Below are 20,468 nucleotides of genomic sequence, written 5' to 3'. Positions count from 1 at the left end.
AACAGGACCACTCAATGCAGACTGTGCTCAGCATTGCTGTCGATGCGCTCGCCTATGGCATGGTGCTTTTCGTCATTTCCGTCGGCCTTTCGGTCACCATGGGTTTGATGCGCGTTATCAATCTTGCTCATGGCGCATTTGCAATGATCGGCGGCTATTTCGCATCCTATGCCGTCCAGCAGCTTGGCCTCAATTATGGCTTTGCAATCATTATCGCGGTCGTCGGTACGATGATAATCGCCGTTCCCGTAGAGAGACTGCTCTATCGACGCATTTATGGAGCGCCTGAACTGACACAGGTACTGATGACTATCGGCATCACTTTTTGCATCATCGGTCTCACCAATTATATATTCGGGCCGACACTGAAGACCATTCCTTTGCCCGAAATGTTGCGTGGATCGGTTGATCTCGGATTCCGCGCCATTGCAAAACACCGCATCTTTGCAATCGGATGTGGCTTCGCAGTAGCTCTTGGCCTCTGGTACATCATTGAACGCACTGCTTTCGGCGTGAAACTGCGAGCTGCCGTCGACAATGCCAACATGGCGGCAGCCCTCGGCGTGCGAACGGAAATTGTTTACGCGATTAGCTTTGCGCTTGCCATCGGACTTGCAGCTTTCGGCGGCGTTGTCGGTGCCGAACTTCTGCCAGTCGAGCCCTATTATGCTCTCCGCTACATGGTGACATTTCTGGTTGTTGTTTCCGTCGGTGGTGCAGGCTCCATACCGGGTGCGCTGATCGCCTGTCTCTTGCTCGGGGCAATCGACACAACCGGTCGCTATTTGGCACCGGAATATGGCGAGTTCTTCTTTTATCTGGCGGTGATAGTCATTGTGACTCTGTTCCCACGCGGTCTCGCAGGAAGGCTGGCCAGGAAATGACAGACATGACGCACCCGCTTCCCCATAGCCGTCATTCCTATGCGGGACTCATTGGCATTGCGGCCATTATTGCAGCCAGTATCGTCGGTTGGGTTCTGTTCCCCGACAATCTGGCACTGCTGACACGTATCATTGCCATTGCTCTCCTCGTCTTGTCGCTCGATCTGGTAACGGGCTATTGCGGCATTGCGACCCTCGGTCATGCGGCGCTGTTTGGCGCTGGCGCCTACGGTGCCGGTATCGCCGCCGCCCATTTCGGCATAACCGACCCGATCCTGATGACGCTTATCGGTCTTGTTGCAGGCGCACTTACCGGGCTTATTTCCGGCATGGTCATCCTGCGCGCTCATGGCCTCGCACAACTTGTTTTATCGATTGCCGTTGTCCATCTGTTCCATGAAGCCGCCAACAAAGCATCAGGCTGGACCGGTGGTAGCGATGGACTAAGCGGCATTTCGCCCGATCCCATTTTCGGCATGTTCGAGTTCGATCTCTACGGACACACTGTCTACATTTATGCCGTAATCCTACTGCTCGTTTCCTTCATCTTCCTACGCTATGTGGTACGTTCACCCTTCGGCATGCTTTGCCGAGGTGTGAAAGAAGACCCGATCCGCATTCATGCGATGGGCGCTTCGGTTCAATCCATACAGCTTCGGATGTATGTTATTTCAGGGGCTGTAGCCGGTATCGGCGGCGCGCTGAACGCGATTTCCACGCAGGTCGTTGGACTGGATAGTCTCAGCTTCACCATGTCGGCGGAGGCTTTGGTGATGTTGGTTCTCGGCGGCACGGGGTCGCTGTTCGGCGGACTAATCGGCACGGTTGTCTTCATGTGGTTCGAAGATCTGGTCTCAGCAGCCAATCCTTTCCATTGGCTCACAATGGTCGGTGCCTTGTTGATTGCTGTCGTGCTGTTTGCGCCACGCGGCCTCTACGGAACCCTAGCTTATTATTTCGAAAAGCAGAAAGCGCACAGCAGATGAGTACGGTTTTCGAAGTAACGAAACTGCGCAAGAATTTCGGTGGTCTGGCGGTCACGAACGACGTCTCGCTCAGTATGGCGAAGGGCGACCGCGTCGCGCTCATTGGCCCCAATGGCGCAGGCAAGACCACCTTCGTCAATCTCGTCACAGGTAACCTCGCCGCGACTTCCGGTACAGTGGCATTGGGCGGCGAGAACGTCTCCGGGCTGAACGCCATGCAGCGCGTCAGACGCGGACTGGTGCGCTCTTTCCAGGTTACCCGTCTCTTCTTCGACATGACCCCTGAAGAACATGTCGCCCTTGCTGTCCTGCAGCGCAAAGGTAAGGCGGGTCGCATTCTTGGCAACTATCGCAAAATGCCGGAAGTTATGGATGAAGTTTGCGGTATTCTCGATGCGCTCGGCCTTCTACATCTTGGGCAGTTGCGAGTGAGTGAAATCGCTTATGGCCAGCAGAGACTTCTTGAAATTGCCCTGGCGTTAGCGCTTCGGCCCAAAGTTCTGCTACTTGATGAACCTGCCGCCGGTGTTCCGCAAAGTGATACGGGCCGTATTGAGGAAGCGCTCGACCGATTACCTGCAGATCTGGCAGTACTCATGATCGAGCACGATATGGACCTCGTTTTTCGCTTTGCAAAGCGCGTTGTGGTGCTGGCTGCCGGAACGGTGATTTTTGACGGGCTACCACAAGACGTCGTGCAGGACGCACAAGTCCGCGAAGCCTATCTCGGGAGCTATGCGCAATGAGTGCCGCCTCGCTTGAAATTCGCAATCTCTCCTCCGGCTATGGCCCTACCCGCGTCATTGAAGATGTATCGTTCAAAGCCGAACCGGGATCGCGGCTTGCAATTCTTGGTCGCAATGGTGTTGGCAAGACCAGCCTGTTTGCCACCATAGCAGGCCAGACGCGCCGCTATGGCGGTGAAATTCTGCTGGGGGGGAAGAATATCGCCACGCTTCCATCAGCCGCGCGCGCAATTGCCGGCCTTGGCTATGTGCCGCAAACCCGCGATGTTTTCCCGACCCTCACAGTCGAAGAAAACCTCTTCGTTGGCCTTAAGAACCGGCCAAAGGATGCGCTTAAAGAAGCCTACACTATGTTTCCGCGCCTGAAGGAGCGGTGCCACAATCTTGGCTCACAGCTTTCAGGCGGCGAACAGCAGATGCTTTCCACAGCGCGCAGCATTCTCGGGCAACCAACAGTGCTGCTACTCGATGAACCGCTGGAAGGACTCGCACCTGTCATCTGTGAAGAACTGATGGCCGCATTCTCGATGCTGGCGCAAAAGGGTGACATGACAATCTTGCTTGTCGAACAACGTATCCAGAGCGCACTCGATTTTGCCGATCATGTCATTATTCTGGAACGTGGGCGTATCGCGTGGTCTGGCACATCGGCAGACCTCGCCGACACCCAGCAGGCTGTAGAAGAACTGCTGGGTGTCGGCGGCCTGCACTAATCAGTTGCCAACAAACTCGAACTTGTCGACGTCTACGAGGCCGCGATCAGTGATCTTGAGATGTGGGATTACCGGCAAGGCGATGAAAGCCAGTTGCAAAAATGGCTCTTCGAGAACTGAACCCAGTTCTTCGGCTGCATGACGCAGAACACGAAGCTGGTCGCGGACAGTTTCGTATGGTTCCGCACTCATCAATCCTGCGATGGGCAAAGGCATTTCAGCCAAAACCTTGCCATCACGCACGACGACAAAACCACCCTCAATTTCGCCTAATCGGTTTGCAGCAGCCGCAATATCTTCGTCAGATGTGCCCACCACGCAGATATTATGACTGTCATGGCTAACGGTCGAAGCGATTGCACCTGCCTTCAACCCAAAACCATGCACAAAGCCGGTCGCGATATTTCCATTTTTGCCGTGACGTTCGACAACGGCAATCTTGACGACATCTTTTTGGAAGTCCGGCTCGACACCATTCGGCCCAACTTTAAGGTCGAATTCGAGGCTTTCCGTTATGATCTTGCCCGGAATGATACCGATTGCACGTGTCTTTCCGCTATTGGAATGAGAGCGGAAACTGGATGCACTGACTTTGGGCGCTTTGACGCTGTTGCGCCCAACAGGCGCAACAGTCTTGCGGATGGCAAATAAATCCTCCGAAACCACCCTGCCTGCAGATAATACGATTTCGGCATGACAACCTTCAAGACTATCCACCACAACGAGATCGGCTCGCTGGCCCGGAGCAACCAAGCCGCGGTCAAAAAGGCCGAAAGCGCGTGCTGCAGAAATAGTTGCGGCCCGGTAAATGGCAATCGGCTCAACGCCACCTGCGATTGCCGTACGAATGAGGTAATCCAGATGTCCCTGATCGGCGATATCCAGCGGATTACGGTCATCCGTGCATAGCGCCAGAAACTGTGCATGACGCTCGGTCATAATCGGCATAAGCGCCTTTAGATCTTTGGAAACAGACCCTTCACGCACCAGCACATGCATGCCCTTGCGCATCTTTTCGAGCGCTTCTTCCGCAGTTGTCGCCTCGTGTTCGGTACGAATGCCTGCGGAAATATAGCCATTCAGATCAAAACCGCGCAGAAGCGGTGCATGGCCATCGATGTGCCGCCCTTGAAACGCCTTGAGCTTCGCCATGCATTCAGGGTCTTTCGCCAGAACCCCCGGAAAATTCATGAACTCGGCAAGACCGATCACCTTGGGATGATTGGCAAAAGGCAAGAGGTCATCAATCAGGAGTTCAGCGCCAGACGTTTCCATATGGGTCGCCGGCACACAGCTCGAAAGCTGTACACGGATATCCAGGACGGTTTCCAAAGCGCTATCGAGGAAGAACTTGATGCCTTCGGCACCCAGCACATTTGCAATCTCGTGCGGATCGCAAATGACTGTTGTAACGCCTTGCGGCAATACACACCGGTCAAATTCGTGCGGCGTAACATGCGAGGATTCAATGTGAAGGTGCGTATCGATAAATCCCGGCACGACGATCCGCCCGGAAATGTCGATTTCGTGCTTGCCCTGATAGTTGCCGAATGTTCCCACAATCCGGTCACCACAGATCGCGACGTCACTTTCGACAAGCTCGCCGGTCACGAGATCGAAGAAACGGCCACCCTTCAAGACGATGTCAGCGGGTTCCCGACCTACACCCTGATCGATCATCCGTTCCAGCATCACATCACCTCATATTCGGAATCAATTATCGAAAGCTATCACAATGCAAGACGCGGCGGTAAGGTCACCCTTCCGCCGCGCATATAACCATCGGATATCCAGATTAGAGCGTATCCCGAAAGGTGTGAAACGGTTTGCGGAACAAGATGCTCGTTAAAACAAACAGTTGAGACGCGCCGATCTAATTCAATCAGATCGAAAGGCGGTCTAACGAACGTATTCAATCATGCGACTGCGGCTTAGGACCAGTTCGACACGATTGTCGTCAAGCCTATGCAGACAGACGCGTTTAGTCCACGGGCCATCATACAGCGTGAAGAGCGCACGCCCCTGACCGAGATCTTCCAACGGCATGGCCCGACGTGTGGGTCCTATGCCCATGATGAGATGGCCGTCCTTGATATCAAAACTGGCGCCATAGGGCGTTGCCCGCCAATGGCCGTCGAGTTCCCTGCCTACCGGTTTCGGCGCTACCGGCTTCAATCGGCGAGGCACATATCCAATTTCACCTTCCAGCTCGGTGCCTGTCCAACGAAGTTCAACCGGGGAAGACGGCGACAGGGACGAGAACCGGTCATCGCCGATATCATAAAGCGTGTCCTCAGAATCGAGCCAGTTGGCTATGCCATTGCGCATTTCCAGCCAGAACGGCCCACTCTCTGCCACATACAGTCCATCTGGGATCGTGCAGTTGGCTTCTGGCAACGGCAAACCGTTGAGAGCAGCCATGCAGTCCCGCGCCATTTTATAAGTATTGGTGTCTTCACGGTTTGAAACAACAATCATGCCGGTCTTCGCGGCAGGATCGAGCAGAAAATAGCTCTTGTAGCCAGGGTGCGAGCCACCGTGCCCGACAAAACACTTGCCACCCACTTCGTTCCATCGCAGCCCAAGACCGTAACCGGTTACTCGCCCATCAGAAAGACGGCGGTCAGCCGACAACTTATCGAGCAAGCCTTTGAATACGCCCTCACCATTAACCAGTGCCTGCGCCCATTTGGTCAACGCCATACCACTGCCAGTCAAGCTGCCAGACGCTGAAATATGCAGGCCAGCGGAACTGAGCTGCCATTTTTCACCGGATTTCCAATAACCGGGAACAAGGCCCGCAACCGGATCATTCCAGACGTCCGGTGCTTCCATGAAAATATCGAGAGGTCCCGCAATTTCCGATTTCACAAAATCATTAAAGCGCAACCCCTTCCGCTCAAGCGCGGCCTCCACCAGACGATAGCCGGTATTGGAATAGGAAATCTCCGAACCCGCATCGAAATTGAGACGATTGAGAGAGGCAAGATAATCCAGAAGCTGATCGGCGTCCGTCTGCGTATAAACGGACAGTCCCAGAAGCGTCAGGCATTCCCGCGTATCCGGCAGACCGCCTGTCATGTCGAGTGCGCGACCAACCGTGACGTTCGCGAGTGGAGGCTGCAGTTCCGGCAGATGATCACCCAGCCGGTCATCCAAGCCGATAACATCACTATGCTTGAGAACCATTGCACAGAATGCATGTTTTGTGACCGACGCATAGCGAACGACCGTATTTGCCGTGAACGGCACACCAGTAGACAAGCATTCGAGCCCGCCCGCATAGGCGAATTTCACGCCGTCGGGACCGAAACCGATAATAACGCCGCCCGGCTCATCCTTGGCCCAGCTTCTCGAAAAGACTTTCGCGGCGAGCGATGCCGCGTTCCAGTCTGCATGCGTTGACATGAAAACTCCGTCAGGCAGGTTCTTCCAGATTGACGCTTAGGGCGCGCAATTCTGTGGTATGCGGATGTGTCGTTCGCCCGGCACGCAAATCTTCGGCACTGAGCTGCTCCACCATCTCACCATGTTGCATAACGCCCACCCGTGGGCAGAGATGCGCGATCACTGCGAGATTATGGCTCACGAGCACATAAGTGAGATTCTTTTCTGCGCGCAAGTCTGCGAGAAGATTGAGAATTTCAGCTTGCACCGAGACATCAAGCGCCGATGTCGGTTCGTCCAGCAGCAGAACCTCCGGTTCTGCAATCAGAGCGCGAGCAATCGCTACGCGCTGGCGTTGGCCACCCGAAAGCTGGTGCGGAAAGCGAAACCGTGCAGATCTAGGCAGCGCGACTTCGTCAAGCACTTTTTCAATACGCTTGTCTATATCCCCGATACCATGAACCAGCAGAAGCTCGCTCAAAATACGGTCGATGGTCTGGCGCGGATGCAGCGATCCGAAAGGATCCTGAAACACCATCTGCACCTGACGGAAAAAGGCAGGCGTACGTCTTTGAGCGACCTCTTTGCCATCAAACACAATACGGCCGCTCCATTGTTCATTGAGGCCAGCCATGGCGCGCAGAATGGTGGATTTGCCGGAGCCGCTTTCGCCAACAATGCCGAAGCTCCCCCCCTTCTCCACATTGAAGGATACACCCTTGACGACTTCACGCTCGCTGAAACTAATGCGGAGTTGATCAATAACTATCATGAGTTTAGCCAACTTTCTTCACGATTGAGAACCGGCAATCGATCACGGGGATGCATGAGCGATGGAATGCAATTGAGAAGTCCCTTCGTATAGGGATGCTCAGCGCGCACGAGTTCGGAAGCTTTCAACTCCTCCATGACACGGCCCATATACATGACCATAACGCGGTCGCAGAAATGAGACACGAGCGGAAGGTCGTGGCTGATGAGCAGGAGCCCCATGCCACGTTTCGAGACCAGATCGTCGATCAGGCGCAGAATTTCAGCCTGCACTGTAGCGTCGAGTGCAGATGTCGGTTCATCGGCGATGAGCAGTTCCGGATCAGGTGCGAGCATCATCGCAATCATGACACGTTGCCCCATACCGCCCGAAACCTCGTGCGGATATAGCTTCGCCACGTCGCGCGGGTTGCGGATCATGACCTGATCAAGAAGATCAACCGCAGCATCCATCGCTTGACGTTTACTACCGCCTTTGTGGGTGCGCCACGCCTCAGCCACCTGCACACCAATGGTCTTGACCGGATTAAGCGAATATTTGGGATCCTGAAGGATGAAGCCAGCCCGCTTGCCGCGTATCTGACGCATGCCGCGTTCGGTCGCCGACAAAATGTCGATACCATCAAAGGAAAGCTTGTCAGCCCTCACTTCAGCGATTGGCGGCAGCAGTTTCATGAGGGCGCGCGCAGTCAAAGACTTTCCCGAACCGCTTTCGCCGACGATGCCCAGTTTTTCGCGGCCAAGCTGAAGCGAAATCCCGCGAACAGCATCAAAACGGTTGGTGCGCGTTTCGAAGCTAATCTGCAGATTTTTAATATCAACCAACATCTGTTCTCTCAATTCTGCTTCGGGTCGAGCACGTCACGCAGACCGTCGCCAAGGAAATTGAACGCAAGCGAGACGAGGAAGATCGCGATACCGGGAATAGTGGCAACCCACCATTGTTCGAAGATAAAGCGCTTGGCGGTAGCAATCATCGCGCCCCATTCCGGTGACGGCGGCTGAGCGCCCATACCCAGGAATCCGAGACTTGCAGCAGTGATGATGATCGAGCTCATATCGAGTGTGATGCGCACGATGACACTCGGTAGGCAGAGCGGCATGATATGGCGCAGAATGATGCGGAAAGGCGATGCGCCAGTCAGCTTGGCTGCAGCGATGAAATCGCTCTTGCGCAAGGTCATGGTTTCCGCACGCGCAAGACGCGCATATGGCGGCCATGCAGTCAGTGCGATAGCCAAAACAGCGCTTTCAACACCCGGCTTCAATGCGGCCACGAAGGCCAGTGCAAGGATCAAACGCGGAAATGCAAGAAAGACGTCCGTGACACGCATCAGCGCGGTATCGACAATCCCGCCGAAATAACCAGCAATACAACCGATGAAGAGGCCGATTGGTGCGACAAGAATAACGACGGCAATGACCATTCCCAGGGTTACGCGGCCGCCATAGAGAATGCGCGAAAGAATATCGCGGCCCAGTTCATCCGTACCGAACCAATGCGCTGCAGTTGGAGCAGACAAGCGATTGCCGAGATTCTGCACACTTGGATCATAGGGCGCGAGCAATGGTGCGGCCAACGACAGGACGACGAACGCGACGATGATAAAGAGACCAATCATCGCGAGCGGATTAGCCCGGAGGTTTACCCAGATGCGATAGCGCCTGCCCCAGTTAGCCTGAGAACGAGAAGCGGGCGAGTCATCCAGCGCCCAGTTATGAAAATTGGCAAAAATCATCGGACACGTGGATCCAGAACTTTATAGAGGATATCAGCAAGCAGATTGAGCCCGACATAGATAACGCCGATGAGCAATGTAGCGCCCACGACCGGATTCATATCGGCATTCATCAGCGACACGGTGAGATACTGGCCCAGGCCAGGCCAACTGAAGACGGTTTCTGTCACGACAGCACCTTCTAGCAGGCCCGCATATGTCAGCGCCAGCACGGTCACAAGCTGCACGGCAACGGTCGGAAAAGCGTGTTTCCAGATGACAGACGTCAGCGAAAGTCCCTTCGCACGTGCCGTAATGACGAATTCCCCCTTGAGCGCATCGAGCATGAAGGCGCGGGTCATACGCGTGATATACGCCATGCTGAAGTAGGCGAGGATCAGAACCGGCTGGATCATGTGATAGACGGCATCCAGGAATGCGTCCCAATCACCCTCAATGAGACTATCGATGGTAAGCAGGCCGGTAACATGAGGGATCATGCCTTCATAGATGATGTCCTGTCGTCCAGGTCCCGGCGCGATGTCAAGCGTCGCATAGAAGACCAGCAGCGAAATCAGGGCCAGCATGAAAACCGGGACCGAATGACCGGCAAGGCAGATTACGCGGATTGCCTGATCGACGACGGAACCCTGCCGTACGGCCGCCCATACTCCGAGCGGAATACCGATAAGCGCGGCAACAAGAAGCGCGGCTGTTGCCAGCTCCAGCGTTGCCGGAAAATAACGAGCAATATCCTGTGTCACCGGATTGCGAGTCAGAATGGAATTGCCGAAATCGCCACGCAGCACCTGTCCGATATAGTGCACGAACTGAACCACAAGCGGCTGATCGAGGCCCATCTCTGCGCGAACACGCTGGATAACAGCCTCGGGTGCGTTGTCGCCGACGGCAGCAATAACAGGATCGACCGGCATGACGCGGCCGATCATGAAGGTAATAACCATAAGCCCGAACAGCGTGATCAACACGCTGCTCAGGATGCCGGTCAGATTCTTGAGGCTTTTCTTCACGCCTTGGCGATCCCTGCATAGGAATGAGAATCGGACAGGACACCGAGACGCATTCCGGTAATGTCTTTGCGGCAAGCAGCCGTCTCGAACTTCTGCATCATGATGATGAACGGACTGTTGTTCATGAATTCACGCTGCAGATCTTCATACATCTTCACGCGCTTTGCAGGATCCTGCTCGTCGCGCGCAGCAAGGGACTTCTTGGCAAAATCCTCATTCTGAAAATGCGAGCGCCACGCGAAAGGCTTGGTCTTCGCATCATCGGAATTGTCTGGATTGTTGCAGAATACATCAACATTCGTATTCGGATCGAAATAGTCCGAACCCCATACGGTCAATGCCATCTGATGCTCACGAGCGCGCATCTTCGTCAGAACCTGACGATTTTCAGCAGCGAGCAGCTCTACCTTGATACCGATTTCCGCAAGGCTTGCCTGAATTGCCTGTGCAATATCGGGGCTTGGCTGCGCCGAATAGTGGTCCATCTTGATAGAAAAGCCATCGGGGACGCCAGCCTCTGCAAGAAGAGCCTTTGCCTTGGCAATATCTTTCTTGAATGGATTTTCATTCAGAGCTGCCGGAAAACCTTCAGGAACAAGTGTTTGATGAACCTTGTAATTCAGCGGCACGATATTCTTCTGAATGCCCTCATAGTCCACAGCCCACTTGATTGCCTCCCAAACCTTCGGCTTGGCAAGAACCTCCACGTTCTGATTGAGCGACATCAGCATCAAGCCACCAACGCCTTTGCGCACCAGATTGTATTTTTCATCACCGTCCAGAACCCGAAGCTGCTCGGTGGTAAGGTTACGAGCAATATCGACGTCGCCCTTTTGGAGCATGAGGAGCTGCGAAGAAGGGTCCGCAACGTGGCGCAGAAGAATGCGCTTCACATTGCCCTTATAAGCGCCATGTGGATTAACGTTCAGTATGATGCTTTCGCTCGGCTTCCAGGAAACGAGAACCCATTCACCCGAACCGGCGCTGTTCTTCTGAAGCCAGCCGTTACCGAGATCATCACCGGAGGCATTTTCCAGAACAGTCTTCTTTTCCACAATGCTGGCGACACTGGCCGACAGGCAGTACAGCAGGAAAGGCAGCGACGTTGACTGCTCAACCGTCAGAGTCAATGTCGACGGATCAGTTGCAACGATGTTCTTCTCCGCATTTTCAGGCGTGAAACCGAACTGGCCAATGATGAAAGCCGGGCCCTTGTTCATCTTGATCGCGCGTTGCAGCGAGAAGGCAACATCCTCAGCTGTGATCTGTGCGCCGCTTGCAAATTTTGCATTCGGATCGATCTTGAAGGTGAAGACTTTTCCGTCAGCGTCGGCTTCCCAGGAAACAGCAACGCCGCCTTCCACCTGATCCGGATTGGAAAGACTTGGATGTACCAGACGCTGATACATGTTGTTGCAGATTTCGCTGCCGACAGCTTCAAAGCTCTCATGCGGATCAAGACTGGTCATGTTGTCGAGCTGCTGGGCCACAACCAGAATGTCCTGACGCCCGGCTCCTATTGCAGGCAAAATGCTGGCATAGGACAGGAAAGGAACGGCGGCTGCGCCCGCCAGAAAACCGCGTCTTGAAATCATTGAGAGCTCCTGTTGCAACACTTTCTGAAAGGCTCCCAGTTATCGGGAGCCATATCGACAGCGTTCTATCTCTGGATACATTTTTCCAGCTTCCCGCTATCACGTCGGCGGAGGCAGGGGCCAATGCAGAATTTTGCATTCCCTATGCAGAGTTTGCATGAGGACAAACTAAAAGAGACCTTTTGCTTGAAAGAATCGCTGCTCATGCAGTGTGGTCATAGCGATTGACCGAAATCGCATTTGCAATTCTTCTCGCTTGGGTCCATCACCCCTTTTTGAATCCTGGATTTGATTTGAGAAGGCTCCCCTATGGCGACAGAACAGAAGATCCCCGTTTTCGATGGTCACAACGACGTGCTGCTGCGCCTATGGTCATCTGATGCTTCCGCGCCGGAAAAGCGTTTTCTTCAAGGCGAGCAAGTCGGACATATCGACCTTCCACGCTCCCAGAAGGGTGGGCTGGGCGGCGGACTTTGTGCTGTGTATGTGCCCTCGCCTTCGCGGGAACTCGATACAAATGGCAATCTGGCGACGCCAACCCAGACGGATGCGATGAAGGCAACGCTCGCCATGTCGGCGATCCTTCTGAAGATCGAGCAGGCGTCTGAAGGCAAAGTTCGGATCTGCCGCACGGCAGCAGATATTCGCGATGCGTTTGCCAAAGGAGTTTTCGCTTCGGTCTACCATATCGAAGGTGTGGAGGCCTTTAGCGAGGACCTTGATGCCCTATATGTTTTGTATGAAGCGGGCCTCAGAACACTGGGGCCTGTCTGGAGCCGCCCAAATATTTTTGCCCATGGTATCCCGTTTCGGTTTCCGGCATCACCTGACATTGGTCCTGGCCTCACGGATCATGGCAAAGCACTCATACGCGCTTGCAACGAACTCAAGGTCATGGTCGACCTTTCCCATATGAACGAGAAAGGCTTCTGGGACATCGCGGCAATTTCCGATGCGCCGCTCGTGGCTTCGCATTCCAATGCTCACGCGCTTTGCCAGCAAAGCCGCAACCTGACCGACAAACAACTTGACGCCATTCGCGATACTGGCGGCCTCGTCGGGCTTAACTTTGGTGTTTCATTCCTGCGTGAAGACGGAAAACGCGATCCGAATACGGATCTGGGCGAGCTAGTTCGCCATGCCGATTATATCGTCAATCGCATTGGGATCGACCATCTGGCTCTGGGTTCCGATTTTGACGGTACCACGATTTCTTCGACACTTCGCGACGTTAGCGATCTCCAGCTTGTCATAGAAGCTTTCCGTAAGCACGGCTACGACGATGCTTCCATCGTCAAACTGGCTCACGGAAACTGGATCAATGTCCTTGAGCGGACGTGGGGTGCATAAACAAGAAAGATCTTACCCTTCAAGGGCGAGATCGAAAACATGATGATGGATATGACCGTCGAACATTTCCAGGAGGCCTTTCGTGGCCTCCCGACTTTCATATCGGACAGGTGAGGCAAGCGCTTCCGTCAACGCCTCCCTGCTGTCATACATGGTCCAAAGCACCATAGGATAAGCTGGTGCACCTTCGTCGCGTTCAACAGCGTAAAGAACACGCACTTGCCTGATACCCGGAAAAGCGAGCCACATCGGCATAAGAGTATCCGCGACATAAGCTTTGAACGCATTCTCGCGCCCAGCATGAATAGTGCCTTCAAAAAAGGCTTGTCTGACAATCATGGGAATAACTCAGTTTACCGTGGTCGGCGGAACATCGCCGGAAAAATAGGCTGCAAGATTGGCGAGCACGAGTTCGCCCATTCCGACACGTGTTTCCACCGTTGCGCTGCCCTGATGCGGCATCAGAACCATATTTGGCGCTGTTAGAAAATCCTCACGTATCGTCGGCTCATTGACGAAGACATCAAGGCCTGCACCGGCGATGACCTCATTATTCAAAGCAGCTAAAAGTGCATCCTCGTCGATGACGCTGCCGCGAGCCACGTTGATGAGATAACCTTTACTCCCAAGCGCCGCGAGAACATCCGTGTTGACGATATTTGCTGTCGACGGGTTAGCTGCGACACAAACCGCAAGCACATCACTGTGTTGTGCAAGCTCCACTGGAGTCATATGTGCAATCCAGTTCGTGTCAGTGACAGGTGAGCGGTTCCAATAATGCACTTCCATGCCGAATGCTTCCGCACGACGTGCAAATGTTTTCCCGATCTGACCAAGCCCCAGAATGCCAATACGCTTGCCTTTTGGACTGACCCCAAGAGGGAAACCTTCCCGGCGAGCCCACTTGCCTTCCCGCACAAATTGATCGCCCGTCGCGACATGGCGCATTACCGCAAGCATGAGAGCGATTCCAATGTCAGCAACATCGTCGGTCAAAACACCAGGTGTCGTGCTGACATACACGTTACGGTCTCGCGCAAAGGCTAGGTCGACCTTATCCGTCCCAACACCATTGATGGCGATCAGACCGAGCGATGGCAGACGCTCTATCCATTCGTTGGAAAGCCCTGTTCCGCCGCCGGTAACGACTGCACGAATGACACCTTGAGCGGCGTCAATAGCCGCTTTGTCTTCCGGCTTGTATAGCCGGAGCACCTTGTAAGCTGCGTCTAATTGCTCTTCGATCAACGGCATCATCGGTTCGATGAGCAGAACTTCGTTCGTCACTTCAAACTCCATTACTAATCTATTGGAGGCAATCAGGAAATCTGGCCGATAAAGGCCTTCGTGCGCTCGTGTTTCGGATTACCGAAAAATTCCTCCGGCTCCGCCATTTCCAGAATTTGCCCCTGATCCATGAAGATGACGCGGTCTGCCACCTGTCGTGCAAAACCCATTTCATGGGTAACGCAAAGCATGGTCATGCCTTCCTTCGCCAGATCAATCATGGTGTCCAGGACTTCCTTGACCATTTCAGGATCGAGTGCCGAAGTCGGCTCATCAAAAAGCATAATCTTCGGATTCATACAGAGCGCACGTGCAATCGCTACGCGCTGCTGTTGCCCGCCGGAAAGCTGGGCCGGGTATTTATCTGCCTGTTCTGGAATGCGAACGCGCTCAAGATATTTGCGCGCGGTCTTTTCAGCTTCAGTCTTCGAAATGCCGCGCACTTTCATTGGAGCCAAAGTGCAGTTTTCGAGAACCGTCATATGCGGAAAAAGATTGAACTGCTGGAAAACCATGCCGGTTTCCTGCCGTACAATGTCAACGTTTTTTCCACCTGCTGTGAGGTCGTGGCCGTCGACAACGATACGTCCTTCCTGAATGGTCTCCAGTTGATTAATACAGCGGATAAGGGTCGATTTCCCCGAACCAGATGGGCCGCAGATAACAATACGTTCACCGCGCGCCACGGTCAGATTGATATCTCTGAGTGCATGATACGTGCCGTACCACTTATTCACCCCCTGCATGAGCACCGCAGAACCCGAAGCATCCTGCGGCGGCCGGTTCGTTTTTCCCTGAGCCATCTGGTTCATGTCGAGAAACTCACTTTTGTGGACTGGATCGCCATGCCCGCCAGATTAACGGGCACGGCAGAATTCAAGAACTTATTTTGCCTGGGAAACAAAATCCGGCAGCGGCGCACCGAGCCATTTTTCATGGATCTTGTTCAGCTCGCCGTCGCTCTTCGCCTTTTCGATGAACTTGTTGACGAAATCGAGCATTTCCGTCGAGCCCTTGCGAACTGCAATACCCTGCACCTGCTGGCTGAGCTGGATTTTCTGTTCATAACGACCCGGCGCAGCCTTTTCGATCTCGGCAGCCACAACGTTGGAAAGACCGATCAACTCAACCTGGCCCGAAAGCAGAGCCTGCACAGCGCTCGCATCATCATCGAAGCGACGGATGTTGGCATCCTGCGGCGCAACCTTGGTTACGGCCGTGTCCTGTGTGGAAGCGCGTGCGACGCCGATGGTCTTGCCGGACAGATCCTCTGGTTTTGCCACAGAAATATCTTTCGGTCCAAAGACGCCGATCGAAATACCTGCATAAGGCTGAGAGAAATCAACACTCTTGGCGCGCTCCTCGGTAATACCCAGGGAGGCGACCAGAACATCGACCTGTCCGCTCTGCAGATATGGAATACGGTTGGGGCCGGTAACCGGCACGATCTGTGCTTCGACACCCAGTTCCTTGGCCAACAACTTCGCCACATCGGCATCGTAGCCATCCGGTTCATTGCTGGTGTTCATGATACCGAATGGCGGAAAATCCACCAGCATACCGATTTTGATTTTCCCGGCAGTTTTGATGTCGTCAACGGTCTGCGCGAACGCAGTCGGGGCCATTACTGTTGCAAAAGCTCCCGCTCCAATCAAAGCCATAGCCAAACGTCTGGTGATAATCATGTTTATTCCTTCCCTATTAAGGGCCGGTCTCCTCACCGGCACCGTTTTGTTATTTCTCAGCATATTTCCCGATGCAGTATCGCGTCACACTCAGTCGGAAATGCTGATCGTCTTCCTCATGCCCCCAATTATCGAGCTGTAGCGCGAGAAAACCTCGTTTCCATGCGGCGCGCCAGAATGGAGAGCGGCCAGCACAGGACAAAATAAACAACCGCCACCGTGCCAAACACCATGAACGGGCTGAAAGTTGCGTTGTTGATGATCTGACCCTGCCGTGTCAGTTCCGTAAAACCGATGATTGCGGCAAGCGAAGTGCCCTTGATGAGCTGCACAAGAAAACCCACTGTCGGTGCAACCGAAATGCGCGCAGCTTGCGGCAGGATCACATAGCGCATGCGGTTATAATAACGCAGCCCCAGCGCCGTCGCAGCTTCGCCCTGACCGGGCGGTACTGCATCGATACAACCGCGCCAGATTTCTCCCAGAAAAGCGCTCGCATGTAATGTCAGTGCGATGGTCGCGGCAATCCACGGATTGATACCAAGGCCGAAAATATTGAGGCCGAAGAACACCAGGAAGAGCTGCATCAGAAGCGGTGTACCCTGAAACAGCCGGATAAAGCCGAGCGCGATGTAACGCGGGACACGAGCATTCGAAACACGCATCAGCGCAACAAGCAGTCCTCCGATGCCGCCGCCGACAAAGGCAATAGCGGAGAGAGCGATGGTCCACTGTGCTGCGTAGACGATAATGAGAAATTCGTTCCAGCCGAAAGGTCTGATCATGGCCTGCTCCTATCGGCTCAAAGGGTATTTGAATGCCACCTTCTCGATCAGCGCGAAGATGGCTGAGAAACCGATGGACATGACGAGATACATGAGCGTGATAACGATATAGACCTCGAAGCTCGCAAAGGTCGCTGACTGGAGATCGTTACCAGCGGCTGCAAGCTCATTCGCCGAAATGACCGAAACTACACTCGAAGTCAGCATCAGATAAATAAACTGGCTGGTGAGCGAAGGATAGACTGTCCGCAAAGCCGGTTTCATGATGACATAGCGGAAGACCTGCAGCTTGGAGAGACCGAGGGCAGTTCCGGCTTCCACCTGACCTTTATGAATAGATTCGATGCCAGCGCGAATAATCTCCGTGCCATAGGCACCGAAATTCACCACCAGTGCGAGAAGTGCAGCGCTGTTCGGTGACAGACGCAAGCCGGCAGACGGCAACCCAAAGAAGATGAAGAAAATCTGCACCAGAAACGGTGTGTTCCGGATGATCTCGATATAGGCATCGATAATGAGCCGGACCGGCTTTGGACCGGAAGTCTTGCCGACCGCGCAGATGATCGAAACGATCAAACCAAGCACCATGGCAGCGCAGGAAAGCTCGATTGTCTGCCATGCGCCAACCAGCAGCTTATCCATCGACGCGAAGACAGGCGCGAAGTTGAAATTGTACAATGCTGAACCTCCCGGTACGCGGATTATGCCGACTTTTCCTCCTGGCGGCAATAAATTTAGATCGATCTAAATGCGTTTAACCTTGTTCGTCAATCATTAATTCGGATTAGATGACAGAAGTTTTTACCGGGCCACAGGACTGTCTAACCTGCAGATATGCTTCACTGACGATCCGCTGTGCCTGTTTTTGGGGATCTACCAAACGGGAAAGAAGCAATCTGGCAGCATTCTGGCCAACTGTAACAGGTCGGGTCGATACGGAACTCAATCGTGGGCGCGTTGCTTCGGCATCGCTTACATCATCGAAGCCGATAAGAGAAAAATCCTCACCAATTTTTCTCCCACAATCGTAAAGACCGGCCGAAAGACCCAGTGCAATTACGTCATTGAAACAGATTGCCGCCGTCGGCCCCCGACCTTCCTGAAAGAGTATCGGAGCAGCCCTGGCAATTTCCGGCATCATATGCGGAAAACGAACAATCATCTCGGGATCAAGGCCTTGCTGTTGCATCGCATCGCGAAATCCCTCCACGCGCTCGCTATATGCTGAATGAATCGGGCCGTGTACAGCAAATGCGATTGTCTTGTGCCCAAGCCCGGCAAGATGATTGACCGCCTGTCGCATACCGCCTGCGTAATCAACGCCTGCATAGTCAATTCGATCAGTTACATGGCGCAGGACCTGCACCACAGGCAAGCCCCAATCGGCGATCTGTTCGATGAACTCCGGTGCAGTTTCTGCGGTCAGCGAGATAATCACACCATCAACACCATGCTCGCGCATACGCTGCATGAGAGTGCTTTGGTTCGCGAAATTCTCGTGACTGTTTGCAAGGAGAACAACTAACCCTGCTTCACCAACAACACTGTCTATTCCTGAAAGCAATTCACCGTAGAACGGATTACCGAGTGTCGGTACGATAACACCAACCGTATTCGACCGCTCTACGCGAAGACTAGCAGCGCCCATATTGTAGACATAACCTAAATCCCGTAGGGCCTTCTCCACCTTTTCGCGCGTTGCCGCACCCACCAACGGACTTTTGCGTATGACAAGAGAAGCCGTCGCGCGTGATACATTGGCATGGCGTGCCACATCCAGAAGCGTAACGCGACTTTTCTTGCGATCGTCACTGGGCATAAATTCACCTGTCAGCAAGTTGGGCAATGGGCGGTACGGTTACGGCAGATAATCCAAAAAACCATCGACCAGATTCGAAGAGTGCATAATCAATTCAGTCTTGTGCATTGGTCAATCCGCCTGATACCGAGCCTTGAATATCATACGATGATGTAGTTGGGAGGTATTCTTGAACCTTCAACTATTCACCTGTTCTCCCCACGATTGTCACTTACCTTTCGTTTTTTTTCATTTTGAACGCTATCGTTTTCGAATTTATTCTGCCATTGGAAGAATCGAAGGTTGATCCTTTGACAAAAATTGCATTCATATAAGTGCAATGAATATAACGCAGATGTCGAAACTTTGAGCCTCTCACAAAGAAAGCTCGAATGTTCACGCAATCTCACACTCGAGGAGGAAACATGCTTATCCGTCTGATCACGACCTCGGCGCTGACAAGCGCCCTCGCCCTCACCATCGGTTCGCAGGCATTCGCCCAGACGGAACTGGCATGGTGGCACGGCATGACCGGTGCCAACAACGAAATGGTCAATGAGCTTTCGAAAGAGTTCAACGAAAGCCAGAGCGAATACAAGATCGTTCCCGTTTATAAGGGAACCTATCCTGAAACGCTGAATGCCGGCATCGCTGCGTTCCGTTCCAAGCAGCCGCCAGCAATTCTTCAGGTATTCGACGCCGGTAGCGGCGTTATGATGGCCGCCGAAGGCGCAGTGGTCCCGGCCGCTGAAGTTTTGGAAAAGGGCGGCTTCAAGTTCGACAAGTCGCAGTATCTACCCGGCATCGTCGCTTACTATTCGAAGCCGGATGGCACCATGCTGTCCTTCCCTTACAACTCCTCGTCGCCGATCCTCTATTACAATAAGGACGCCTTCAAGAAAGCTGGTCTCGACGAAAACAATCCGCCGAAGACGTGGCCGGAAGTTTTCGAGGCTGCCAAGAAGATCAAGTCCAGCGGCGCAGCACCGTGCGGATTCACGTCTACGTGGCTGACCTGGATTCAGACCGAAAACTTCGCTGCATGGAATAACGTTCCTTATGGTACAAATGAAAATGGTCTCGGCGGCACTGATGTACAGCTTGAAATCAATTCGCCGCTTTACGTACAGCATTTCCAGTCAATCGCCGATCTCGCGAAAGACGGTACGTTCCGTTATGGCGGCCGCACGTCAGAAGCCAAGCAGCTTTTCACCTCCGGGGAATGCGCTATGTTGACTGAATCATCGGGCGGTCTCGGAGATGTTGTAAAGTCAGGCATCAACTACGGCATTGGCCAACTGCCTTACTATGAAGGTCACGGTCCGCAAAACACGATCCCCGGTGGCGCAGCTCTATGGGTCTTTGCCGGTCTTAGCGATGAACAGTACAAGGGCGTCGCAGAATTCTTCAATTTTCTCTCGCAGACCAAAATTCAGGTCAAACTTCACGAAAAGTCCGGTTACCTGCCGGTGACACTGGCTGCTTACGAAGAGACCAAGAAGTCGGATTTCTATGAAAAGAATCCAGGTCGCGAAACGCCGATCTTGCAGATGATGGGCAAAGCCCCCACCGAAAATTCCAAGGGTGTGCGCCTCACCAACCTGCCGCAGGTACGCGATATTCTGAATGAAGAGTTCGAAGCCATGCTCGGCGGCAAACAAGACGCGAAGACCGCGCTCGAGAACGCCGTCAAACGCGGCAACGACGCAATTGCCGCCGCTCAGTAACCGTT

General features: G+C 53.6%; 20 protein-coding genes. 6 read left to right on the top strand and 14 right to left on the bottom strand.

Annotation, left to right across the window (positions count from 1 at the left end):
- The first annotated feature begins 14 nt into the window (after positions 1–14).
- The 4 genes from FIB18_RS01615 to FIB18_RS01600 are packed head-to-tail and all read left to right on the top strand — an operon-like array spanning position 15 to position 3,329.
- Positions 15–884, top strand: coding sequence for a branched-chain amino acid ABC transporter permease (locus FIB18_RS01615; protein WP_140019095.1), 870 nt, complete (start codon positions 15–17; stop codon positions 882–884).
- Positions 881–1,870, top strand: coding sequence for a branched-chain amino acid ABC transporter permease (locus tag FIB18_RS01610; RefSeq protein WP_140019093.1), 990 nt, complete (start codon positions 881–883; stop codon positions 1,868–1,870). The genes FIB18_RS01615 and FIB18_RS01610 overlap by 4 nt, the downstream gene beginning before the upstream one ends.
- Entirely contained in the window at positions 1,867–2,616 is a 750-nt protein-coding gene (locus FIB18_RS01605) for an ABC transporter ATP-binding protein (protein ID WP_140019091.1), read from the top strand. The genes FIB18_RS01610 and FIB18_RS01605 overlap by 4 nt, the downstream gene beginning before the upstream one ends.
- Positions 2,613–3,329 (top strand): ABC transporter ATP-binding protein, encoded by a 717-nt coding sequence (locus FIB18_RS01600; protein ID WP_140019090.1) that lies wholly within the window; start codon positions 2,613–2,615, stop codon positions 3,327–3,329. The genes FIB18_RS01605 and FIB18_RS01600 overlap by 4 nt, the downstream gene beginning before the upstream one ends.
- Here FIB18_RS01600 and ade read toward each other — a convergent pair whose 3' ends face one another.
- From ade to FIB18_RS01565, 7 genes are all read right to left on the bottom strand, one after another.
- Positions 3,330–5,021, bottom strand: coding sequence for an adenine deaminase (gene ade / locus FIB18_RS01595; protein WP_140019088.1), 1,692 nt, complete (start codon positions 5,019–5,021; stop codon positions 3,330–3,332). It abuts the gene before it with no gap.
- Positions 5,022–5,228: 207 nt separating this feature from the next.
- Positions 5,229–6,737 (bottom strand): serine hydrolase domain-containing protein, encoded by a 1,509-nt coding sequence (locus tag FIB18_RS01590; RefSeq protein ID WP_140019087.1) that lies wholly within the window; start codon positions 6,735–6,737, stop codon positions 5,229–5,231.
- Between the two features lie 10 nt (positions 6,738–6,747).
- Entirely contained in the window at positions 6,748–7,488 is a 741-nt protein-coding gene (locus FIB18_RS01585; RefSeq protein WP_140019086.1) for an ABC transporter ATP-binding protein, read from the bottom strand.
- Complete coding sequence (locus tag FIB18_RS01580) at positions 7,485–8,315, bottom strand: ABC transporter ATP-binding protein (protein ID WP_140019085.1); 831 nt, start codon at positions 8,313–8,315, stop codon at positions 7,485–7,487. The genes FIB18_RS01585 and FIB18_RS01580 overlap by 4 nt, the downstream gene beginning before the upstream one ends.
- A gap of 8 nt (positions 8,316–8,323) precedes the next feature.
- Positions 8,324–9,226, bottom strand: a complete 903-nt coding sequence (gene nikC, locus FIB18_RS01575) for a nickel transporter permease (protein WP_140019084.1) — start codon at positions 9,224–9,226, stop codon at positions 8,324–8,326.
- Positions 9,223–10,236, bottom strand: coding sequence for an ABC transporter permease (locus tag FIB18_RS01570; RefSeq protein WP_140019082.1), 1,014 nt, complete (start codon positions 10,234–10,236; stop codon positions 9,223–9,225). Before FIB18_RS01570 ends, nikC begins: the two co-directional genes overlap by 4 nt.
- Positions 10,233–11,831, bottom strand: coding sequence for an ABC transporter substrate-binding protein (locus FIB18_RS01565; RefSeq protein ID WP_140019080.1), 1,599 nt, complete (start codon positions 11,829–11,831; stop codon positions 10,233–10,235). Before FIB18_RS01565 ends, FIB18_RS01570 begins: the two co-directional genes overlap by 4 nt.
- A 309-nt stretch (positions 11,832–12,140) precedes the next feature.
- Here FIB18_RS01565 and FIB18_RS01555 point away from each other — a divergent pair, with 309 nt between their 5' ends.
- The gene (locus FIB18_RS01555) at positions 12,141–13,181 is read left to right on the top strand and encodes a dipeptidase (protein WP_140019076.1); all 1,041 of its coding nucleotides are present in this window, start codon (positions 12,141–12,143) and stop codon (positions 13,179–13,181) included.
- Between the two features lie 12 nt (positions 13,182–13,193).
- Here the strand turns inward: FIB18_RS01555 and FIB18_RS01550 are convergent, their stop codons facing one another.
- The 7 genes from FIB18_RS01550 to FIB18_RS01520 all read right to left on the bottom strand — a co-directional run bounded on the left by FIB18_RS01550 (position 13,194) and on the right by FIB18_RS01520 (position 18,757).
- Complete coding sequence (locus FIB18_RS01550) at positions 13,194–13,520, bottom strand: hypothetical protein (RefSeq protein WP_140019075.1); 327 nt, start codon at positions 13,518–13,520, stop codon at positions 13,194–13,196.
- A gap of 9 nt (positions 13,521–13,529) precedes the next feature.
- Positions 13,530–14,480 carry a 2-hydroxyacid dehydrogenase gene (locus FIB18_RS01545; protein WP_140019073.1) on the bottom strand — a complete coding sequence of 317 codons (951 nt, stop codon included), beginning with the start codon at positions 14,478–14,480 and terminating at the stop codon, positions 13,530–13,532.
- Positions 14,481–14,500: 20 nt separating this feature from the next.
- A complete protein-coding gene (locus tag FIB18_RS01540; protein WP_140019072.1) occupies positions 14,501–15,280 on the bottom strand; it encodes an amino acid ABC transporter ATP-binding protein in 780 nt (259 codons plus the stop codon).
- A gap of 72 nt (positions 15,281–15,352) precedes the next feature.
- On the bottom strand, positions 15,353–16,153 hold the full coding sequence (locus FIB18_RS01535) for a transporter substrate-binding domain-containing protein (RefSeq protein WP_140019070.1): 801 nt from the start codon (positions 16,151–16,153) through the stop codon (positions 15,353–15,355).
- 128 nt (positions 16,154–16,281) lie between these two features.
- Positions 16,282–16,938, bottom strand: coding sequence for an amino acid ABC transporter permease (locus tag FIB18_RS01530; RefSeq protein ID WP_140019068.1), 657 nt, complete (start codon positions 16,936–16,938; stop codon positions 16,282–16,284).
- A 9-nt stretch (positions 16,939–16,947) separates the two neighbouring features.
- Entirely contained in the window at positions 16,948–17,616 is a 669-nt protein-coding gene (locus tag FIB18_RS01525; protein WP_140019067.1) for an amino acid ABC transporter permease, read from the bottom strand.
- A gap of 106 nt (positions 17,617–17,722) precedes the next feature.
- Entirely contained in the window at positions 17,723–18,757 is a 1,035-nt protein-coding gene (locus FIB18_RS01520) for a LacI family DNA-binding transcriptional regulator (protein ID WP_140019385.1), read from the bottom strand.
- Between the two features lie 404 nt (positions 18,758–19,161).
- On the opposite strand from FIB18_RS01520, the gene ugpB reads away from it, so the two are divergent.
- Complete coding sequence (ugpB, locus tag FIB18_RS01515; RefSeq protein ID WP_168436742.1) at positions 19,162–20,463, top strand: sn-glycerol-3-phosphate ABC transporter substrate-binding protein UgpB; 1,302 nt, start codon at positions 19,162–19,164, stop codon at positions 20,461–20,463.
- The last annotated feature ends 5 nt before the right edge of the window (positions 20,464–20,468 follow it).

This window comes from Brucella pecoris, from assembly GCF_006376675.1.
Taxonomy (GTDB): domain Bacteria; phylum Pseudomonadota; class Alphaproteobacteria; order Rhizobiales; family Rhizobiaceae; genus Brucella; species Brucella pecoris.
Note: the sequence above shows the minus strand (reverse complement) of the source record. Positions and strands in the feature narration are given on the sequence as shown.